Raw genomic sequence first — 6,963 nt, forward strand, 5'->3', positions numbered from 1 at the left:
CCGGGGCGAAGCGCTCGCCAGCACCAGCTTTACCGGCGCTGAGGCGCCTGATCTGTTACTTGAAGCGATAATTGATCCGGCCCTTTGTGAGATCATAGGGCGTCATTTCGACCATCACGCGGTCTCCTGCCAGCACGCGTATCCGGTTCTTGCGCATCTTGCCTGCCGTATGGGCTATGATTTCGTGATTGTTGTCGAGCTTCACGCGAAACGTCGCGTTGGGCAGAAGTTCGGTCACGGTGCCTTCGAATTCAAGCAATTCTTCCTTGGCCATGTGTCTCCTTGGGTCGGGTGAGGGGAAAACAAAACGCGCCGGAAAATGGACCTGTTCACCCGCAAAATCAAGCCTTGCTAGATGACGCCCGTGTCCATGAGATAAAGCAGAATTCCAGCACTGAGGGCAGCCAGAGCGGTTCCCAGCGTGATGGCGCCCGAAACCGCAGCCACCGCCTCTTCGTTGCGCTGGGCAAATACGAAGGCGTTGGCGCCAGTCGGCATCGCCGCGAACAGTATCGCCACCTGTGCCCAGAGCGGTGGAATCGACACCATGTAGTGAACAAGTGCGAACACCAACACCGGCATCAGCATCATCTTGAGTGCGATAAGGGCAAACATGCCATTCCACGAGCCTCGCAGGGAGTAGCCTGCCAATGATACGCCAAGTGCAAAAAGAGCTGTCGGCACCGATGCATCAGCCAGCATCTCCAGCATGGTACCGGCGATCGGATGAAGGTCGAGACCCGTCAGCCGCCACAGCGTGCCTGCCAGAAGACCGAGCACAATCGCGTTGGTAGCCAGGCTGCGGAACAGATCCCTCGAGGTTCGTGCAACCGAGAACGACCCGCTGCCCTGAAAAATCGCGCGGTGCAGCGTTGCAGTGAACCAGAGCACTGGTGCATGGATTGACAGGATCATGCCAAGCGGAATTGCAACCTGCTGGCCAAAATGTGAAAGCGCCAGCGGCGTTCCCAGCAGAGCCAGATTGCCAAAGCCTGCAGCCATCGAGGCCGCCGCACCGCCAGAATAATTGAGCGAACTGACAAACTGTGAGACAACGGCTGCAACACACCAGGTGATTGCAAGGCCTCCAAAGAACGCCAGCCACAACCCCCAAGGCGCGCCCTGTTGCGGACCCATGGTCGCCACGGTCTTGAACAGCAGCGCCGGAATGGCGACGTTAAAAACAAATAGCGTGATGCCACGGCCGGCTGCGGCATCGAAGATTTTCAAACGGGTGAAGCCATAACCCAGAACGATCATGCCAAAGACGGGCAGGACGGTGGTGAGGATTGACTCCACGAGGCTAGTGAACCGGCATCATAGCCAGGGCTGCGCCGCTTTCTGCCGTGTCTCGAAGGCGTCGATGGCTGCGGCCTTCTCGAGAGTCAGACCAATGTCATCGAGACCATTCAGCAGGCAATGCTTGCGAAACGGATCGATCTCGAAGCGGATCACGCCACCATCGGGCCCCCTGACCTCCTGGTTCGGCAGGTCGATTGTAAGAGTGGCGTTGGAACCACGCTCGGCATCATCGAGGAGCTTCTTCAGGTTTTCCGGTGAGACTGTGATCGGCAAGATGCCGTTCTTGAAGCAGTTGTTATAGAAGATATCGGCAAAGCTTGTGGAAATCACACAACGAATTCCGAAATCGAGCAACGCCCAGGGCGCATGTTCGCGTGAGGAGCCACAGCCGAAGTTGTCACCCGCGATAAGGATCTCCGCCTTGCGGTAGGCTGGTTTGTTGAGCACGAAACCGTCGATCTCCCTGCCGTCCTGGGTGTAGCGCATCTCGAAGAACAGGGATTGTCCGAGCCCTGTGCGCTTGATTGTCTTGAGAAACTGCTTTGGAATGATCATGTCGGTATCGATGTTGACGATGTTGAGTGGTGCTGCAACACCGGTCAGGGTCTGAAACTTCTGCATGGGCGTGATCCTCAAGCGGCTTGGGGGAGATCAGCGCTGAGAGTTTCCTCGGCACCGATCATGAGATTAAGATTTTGCACGGCAGCGCCAGAGGCGCCCTTGCCGAGATTGTCGTAAATCGCCATCAGCAAGATGTGGCCCAGCGCATCATTGGCAAACACGTGCAGGCGCATGTGATTGCTGTTGTTGAGCGCTTCCGGATCCACGCTGGGGCTGCGCTCAATCGCTTCATAGGGGGCAACCGAAACAAACGGTTCTCCGGCATAGGCCTCCATGAGACAGGCATGAATCGCCGCACCGGTGACACGTTTTGCAAGAAGGTGTCCGAACAGCGGCACGCAACCCATCATGCCCTGCGCATAATTTCCGACTGCAGGCTGGAAAAGCGGTGCTGAAGAGAGTTTGCCATAGGCCTGCATCTCCGGCAGGTGCTTGTGCGCGAAGGTGAGACCATAGGGGAGATAGGCAGGTGCGGAACGCCCCCTTGCCTGATAGTCCTCGATCATCTTCTTGCCACCACCCGAATAGCCGGAAATGGCATTATAGGAGATGGGGCAATCCGAAGAGAGTATCGCCTGCTCAATCAGCGGCCGGATGAGTGCGATCAGACCTTGTGGATAGCAACCCGGATTCGCCACGTGCTGGGCGCGGGCGATCGTTGCGCGATGACCACGCGTCATCTCTGGCATGCCATAGGCCCAGCCCGGCGCCGTGCGGAAGGCGGTTGAGGCATCGAGCACGCGGGTCCGGGAGCCGGCGCCGATCATGCCGACCGCCTCCCTTGCGGCGTCATCCGGCAGGCAGAGAATGGCAACATCGGCAGAGTTGAGCATCTCGCGGCGCGCCTCTGGATCCTTGCGGCGGTCTGGATCGATGGTGAGCAGCCTGAGATCTGTCCGGTGTTTCAGCCGGTCACGGATCTGGAGGCCGGTCGTGCCGGCTTCGCCATCGATGAAGATGCTTGTCATGCGCCGTTCCTATAGAACCAAGGTCAGCCGGCTGCAACTGCAGCCACTGCGGATCACCCGGCGCGGTCCTCGATGGCGTACATGTCCTCGTCGGACAGGCCAAAATGATGCCCGATCTCATGAACAAGCACATGCGTCACGATGGCGCCCAGCGTTTCCTCATGCTCGGCCCAATAGTCGAGAATGGCGCGACGATAGAGAAAGATCAGATTTGGCAGCCTTCCAGTTTCGGGCGTGGCGCCATCTTGTGCAAGCCCAACGCCCTGGAACAGTCCCAGGAGATCGAAGGGTCCGGCGTCCATTTCTGCCAGAACATCGTCCGCCGGAAAATCCATGACCTTGATGATCATGGTGCCGCACATAGATCGGAAATCGGCCGGAAGGCCTGCATAGGCCAAGGCCGCCAATTCTTCGATTTCGCCAAGGGATGGGGCGGAAATCCCGGCCAGCGGGTGCTCCGCCATGGCAGGTCTCAGTCGCAGGCTGCGATGCAGCTCTCTGTCAAGCCGGACATCGCCTGGACGGTCGTGAAGCCGGCGATGCCGCCAGTGACGAGTGTCAACAGAACAAGAGCAAGGAAAATGCGGCGCAGAAACCTGGCATCCGCCTGAACGGTTTTACTCACGTGATACCCCACAAAAACGGCCATCCCGAAGGCCGGACAAAGAGTTTAGGGCCGCCGCGGTCACCCGGCCCTTAACAGGAACTTTCCCAAGCATGAATCGACTGTACCATCATGGTACGTCAGCCCTGCGTGCGAACGTCCACGAAACGGCCCGCAAGCGCCGCCGCCGCCGCCATTTCAGGCGACAGCAGATGGGTGCGGCCCTTGTAGCCCTGGCGGCCCTCAAAGTTGCGGTTCGATGTCGATGCGCAGCGCTGGCCAGGCTTCAACTGGTCCGGGTTCATGCCAAGACACATGGAGCAGCCAGGTTCGCGCCATTCGAAGCCTGCTGCCTTGAAGATCTTGTCCAGTCCTTCGGCTTCAGCCTGCTGTTTCACCAGCCCCGAGCCCGGCACGATCATTGCATAGGCCAGGCGGCCCGATACCGTCTTGCCTTCGACGACCTTCGCCACGTTACGCAGGTCCTCGATTCGGCCGTTGGTGCAGGAGCCAATCCACACGACATCGAGTTCGATGTCGGTCATCCGGGTGCCAGGCTTGAGGCCCATGTAATCGAGCGCCCGCCACTTGGACTGGCGCTTGCCTTCATCGGCGATGTCGTCGGGGTTGGGAACAACACCTTCGATCGAAACAACATCTTCGGGGCTGGTGCCCCAGGACACGATCGGAGGCAGGTTCGCGGCATCAAGCTTGACGACGCGGTCGAAGTGGGCGCCCTCATCGGTGACGAGCGTGTCCCAATAGCGGCGCGCCATGTCCCAGGCCTCGCCCTTGGGCGCCATGGGCTTTCCCTTCAGATAGTCGTAGGCCTTAGCGTCGGGCGCAATCATGCCGGCCCGTGCGCCGCCTTCGATGGTCATGTTGCAAACGGTCATGCGGCCTTCCATGGACAGGTCACGGATTGCCTCGCCGGCGAATTCGATCACCGAGCCGGTGCCGCCTGCAGTGCCAATCTGGCCGATGATTGCGAGAATGATGTCCTTTGCCGTCGAGTGCCGCGGCAGTTTGCCGTCGACCTGAACGAGCATGTTCCTGGCCTTCTTCTGGATCAGCGTCTGCGTGGCGAGCACATGCTCGACTTCCGATGTGCCGATGCCATGCGCGAGCGCACCGAAGGCGCCGTGGGTGGAGGTGTGGCTGTCGCCGCAGACGATGGTGGTGCCCGGCAGGGTGAAGCCCTGCTCGGGGCCGACCACATGCACGATACCCTGCCGCTTGTCGAGTTCGTTGAAATACTTGATCCCGAACTCGGCGGCATTCTTCGCCAGCGTCTCAACCTGAATGCGGCTTTCTTCCTCGGCGATGCCATGCGAACGGTCAGTGGTCGGCACGTTGTGATCGACCACGGCAAGGGTCCGTTCCGGGTGGCGCACCTTGCGGCCGGTCATGCGCAGGCCCTCGAAGGCCTGCGGGCTTGTCACCTCATGAACCAGGTGACGGTCAATATAGAGCAGGCAGGTGCCATCCTCAGCCTCATGGGCCAAATGGTCATCCCAGATCTTGTCGTACAGCGTGCGCGGCTTTGCCATCAGGATCATCGCCTTCGGATATCATCAATTTCGGGGCGTATTTAGCGGCTTGCGGCTTGAAGTCAAATCCCCCGCCGGTCAGCGTGGTGCGATGCGGAAGTCCGCGCCTTCTGGCAGTGTCTGGCCGCCATCGACCACAATTGTGGTTCCGGTGATGTAGGCTGCCTCGTCGGAAGCCAGAAACAGTGCGCAGTTGGCGATGTCGCGCGGTGTGCCGAGACGGCCCAGTGGCACTGCCGCCTCCATGGACTGGATGAACTCCGCCGAGCGATGCTGCTGCATGCCGGAGGTCAGGATGTTGCCAGGCTCGATGCCATTGACGGTGATCCCGTAGCCCGAGAACTCGAGCGCCGCTGCCTTGATGAAGCCGTTGATGCCCGCCTTGCTGGCCGAATAATGGCCGTGGCCGGGGCTGGTCACCTTCGGGCCGGTGATCGAGGAGGTGAAGACCATGCGGCCATAGCCCCTGGTCTTCATATGCGGCAACGCAGCCCGCGCTGAAAGGAAGGTGCCCTTGAGGTTCACCGCCAGAACCTTGTCCCATTCATCAGGCGAGATGTTCTCGATCAGCGTCCATGGGTAGATGCCGGCGTTCTGCACCAGGATGTCGAGGGCGCCGAAACCATCGAGCGCCGTCTGCACGGCGCGCTGCGCATGGTCGTGCCGCGAGATGTCGGTTTCGACGAAGTGGCCCTTGAGCCGTGCCGCCGTGGCGCGTCCTGCCTCCACCTGCGTATCTGCGATCACGACCTGTGCACCCTCTTCTGCGAAGCGTTCTGCAATGCCCTCGCCAATGCCGCGCGCTGCACCAATCACCAGCGCCACCTTGCCTTCCAGTCGTCCTGTCATGTGAACCTCCTTCATGCATCAAGATGGCTTCGCATAGCGCCCTTGTGTCTCAGGTCACGGATGGTCAAGCCAATCCCGGAGATCGGGAAACTCCGGTCTGAAATAGGCAATGATCCGGCCCTCGGATGGCGCTGTGGCTCCTTCCGCCCAGGGCGCAACCCCATGCAGCAAGTGGCGGTGCAGCAGTACCGCGTCTCCTGGCCCCGTTGGCAGTGCCACGCGCCGGCAGGTCTCGAAGGCCTGACGCCGTGCCGACTGGTAGGCTTCTGTGAGATCGATTGTCTGCCAATCTCCCGGTGGATGGCGGCCGAGGACTGTTCGGAACATCGAGTACATAATGTGATGTGAACCCTCCCACACCACGAGTGGTGATGCCCCTGCAGACTGCTCGGTCAGCGTCACGCCAAGCACATAGGCATGCGGTTCACGGAGAAAGCGACGCCTTTCTGGCCCCTCGGCCAGCAATCCGTCAACGTGGGCTGCATCCCGCTTCAGGCGGAAGCTGAAGGCTGCCGCGCTTTCCTCGTCCGAGGGCCGCGGATAACCGGGATAACAGATCGACACCTGGCCGCGGTGAAGGGGGAGGCTGAGGCCAAGCTCGGACCGGACGGCATCGGCTGCCGCCCCTGCCAGTGGCGGTCCGCCCGCAAGCCGCCCTTCGGCATCATTTGGCAGAGCATCAACGCCAACGAACCAGGTGCCGCCACAGCGCAGCCAATGCGCTTGATTGATGTCGCGCGCTGCCGTTGCCGCGTGGGTTCGGGCGTGCTCAGCCCAGGCCAGCATGGATTTATCCGCGGCAAAGCGCAGAAGCCCCCGATCGTGGAATTCGGTCCGCAAGCTCATCTGCCTCTGCTCTAGCATATCTGGGGCGCTACTGGCCGATTAAGCTATTCAATTTGAAATTGTATTCTAGCTTCTCACTCAATCTTCGTCTGAGAGCAATCCTGCCGTCTCCTGCCCACATTTCCAACACAGGGGACTGCCAAACGAAGTTTTCAGCAGTCAACAGGGGGTCGGTTCTGATGCGGATGATTTACCGGAGCATCGCCATGGCGGCGGTCGCGGC

General features: G+C 60.2%; 9 protein-coding genes. All 9 read right to left on the reverse strand.

Annotation, left to right across the window (positions count from 1 at the left end; all coding sequences use genetic code 11):
* Positions 1-55: 55 nt before the first annotated feature.
* The 9 genes from infA to ACILRN_RS14930 all read right to left on the reverse strand — a co-directional run bounded on the left by infA (position 56) and on the right by ACILRN_RS14930 (position 6,740).
* Positions 56-274, reverse strand: coding sequence for a translation initiation factor IF-1 (gene infA, locus ACILRN_RS14890; RefSeq protein WP_111197504.1), 219 nt, complete (start codon positions 272-274; stop codon positions 56-58).
* Between the two features lie 77 nt (positions 275-351).
* Positions 352-1,299: an AEC family transporter gene (locus ACILRN_RS14895; protein ID WP_395689601.1), complete on the reverse strand. Its 948-nt coding sequence runs from the start codon at positions 1,297-1,299 to the stop codon at positions 352-354.
* 18 nt (positions 1,300-1,317) lie between these two features.
* The gene (leuD, locus tag ACILRN_RS14900) at positions 1,318-1,923 is read right to left on the reverse strand and encodes a 3-isopropylmalate dehydratase small subunit (RefSeq protein ID WP_395689603.1); all 606 of its coding nucleotides are present in this window, start codon (positions 1,921-1,923) and stop codon (positions 1,318-1,320) included.
* Positions 1,924-1,934: 11 nt separating this feature from the next.
* The gene (gene argC / locus ACILRN_RS14905; protein ID WP_395689605.1) at positions 1,935-2,891 is read right to left on the reverse strand and encodes an N-acetyl-gamma-glutamyl-phosphate reductase; all 957 of its coding nucleotides are present in this window, start codon (positions 2,889-2,891) and stop codon (positions 1,935-1,937) included.
* A 53-nt stretch (positions 2,892-2,944) separates the two neighbouring features.
* Positions 2,945-3,355 carry a metallopeptidase family protein gene (locus tag ACILRN_RS14910; protein ID WP_395689607.1) on the reverse strand — a complete coding sequence of 137 codons (411 nt, stop codon included), beginning with the start codon at positions 3,353-3,355 and terminating at the stop codon, positions 2,945-2,947.
* Positions 3,356-3,363: 8 nt separating this feature from the next.
* The gene (locus ACILRN_RS14915) at positions 3,364-3,516 is read right to left on the reverse strand and encodes a hypothetical protein (protein ID WP_395689608.1); all 153 of its coding nucleotides are present in this window, start codon (positions 3,514-3,516) and stop codon (positions 3,364-3,366) included.
* A 119-nt stretch (positions 3,517-3,635) separates the two neighbouring features.
* Positions 3,636-5,045, reverse strand: coding sequence for a 3-isopropylmalate dehydratase large subunit (gene leuC, locus ACILRN_RS14920; protein ID WP_395689611.1), 1,410 nt, complete (start codon positions 5,043-5,045; stop codon positions 3,636-3,638).
* 78 nt (positions 5,046-5,123) lie between these two features.
* On the reverse strand, positions 5,124-5,894 hold the full coding sequence (locus ACILRN_RS14925; protein ID WP_395689613.1) for an SDR family NAD(P)-dependent oxidoreductase: 771 nt from the start codon (positions 5,892-5,894) through the stop codon (positions 5,124-5,126).
* Between the two features lie 54 nt (positions 5,895-5,948).
* On the reverse strand, positions 5,949-6,740 hold the full coding sequence (locus ACILRN_RS14930; RefSeq protein ID WP_395689615.1) for a hypothetical protein: 792 nt from the start codon (positions 6,738-6,740) through the stop codon (positions 5,949-5,951).
* Positions 6,741-6,963: the final 223 nt, after the last annotated feature.

It is taken from the genome of Aestuariivirga sp. (genome assembly GCF_044238155.1).
Taxonomy (GTDB): Bacteria; Pseudomonadota; Alphaproteobacteria; order Rhizobiales; family Aestuariivirgaceae; genus Aestuariivirga.

Coding starts and splice junctions, on each gene's coding strand:
- ACILRN_RS14910 (WP_395689607.1), bottom strand. CDS start 3,355: ATGGCGGAGCACCCGCTGGCCGGGATTTCCGCCCCATCCCTTGGCGAA.
- leuC (WP_395689611.1), bottom strand. CDS start 5,045: ATGGCAAAGCCGCGCACGCTGTACGACAAGATCTGGGATGACCATTTG.
- leuD (WP_395689603.1), bottom strand. CDS start 1,923: ATGCAGAAGTTTCAGACCCTGACCGGTGTTGCAGCACCACTCAACATC.
- ACILRN_RS14930 (WP_395689615.1), bottom strand. CDS start 6,740: ATGAGCTTGCGGACCGAATTCCACGATCGGGGGCTTCTGCGCTTTGCC.
- argC (WP_395689605.1), bottom strand. CDS start 2,891: ATGACAAGCATCTTCATCGATGGCGAAGCCGGCACGACCGGCCTCCAG.
- infA (WP_111197504.1), bottom strand. CDS start 274: ATGGCCAAGGAAGAATTGCTTGAATTCGAAGGCACCGTGACCGAACTT.
- ACILRN_RS14925 (WP_395689613.1), bottom strand. CDS start 5,894: ATGACAGGACGACTGGAAGGCAAGGTGGCGCTGGTGATTGGTGCAGCG.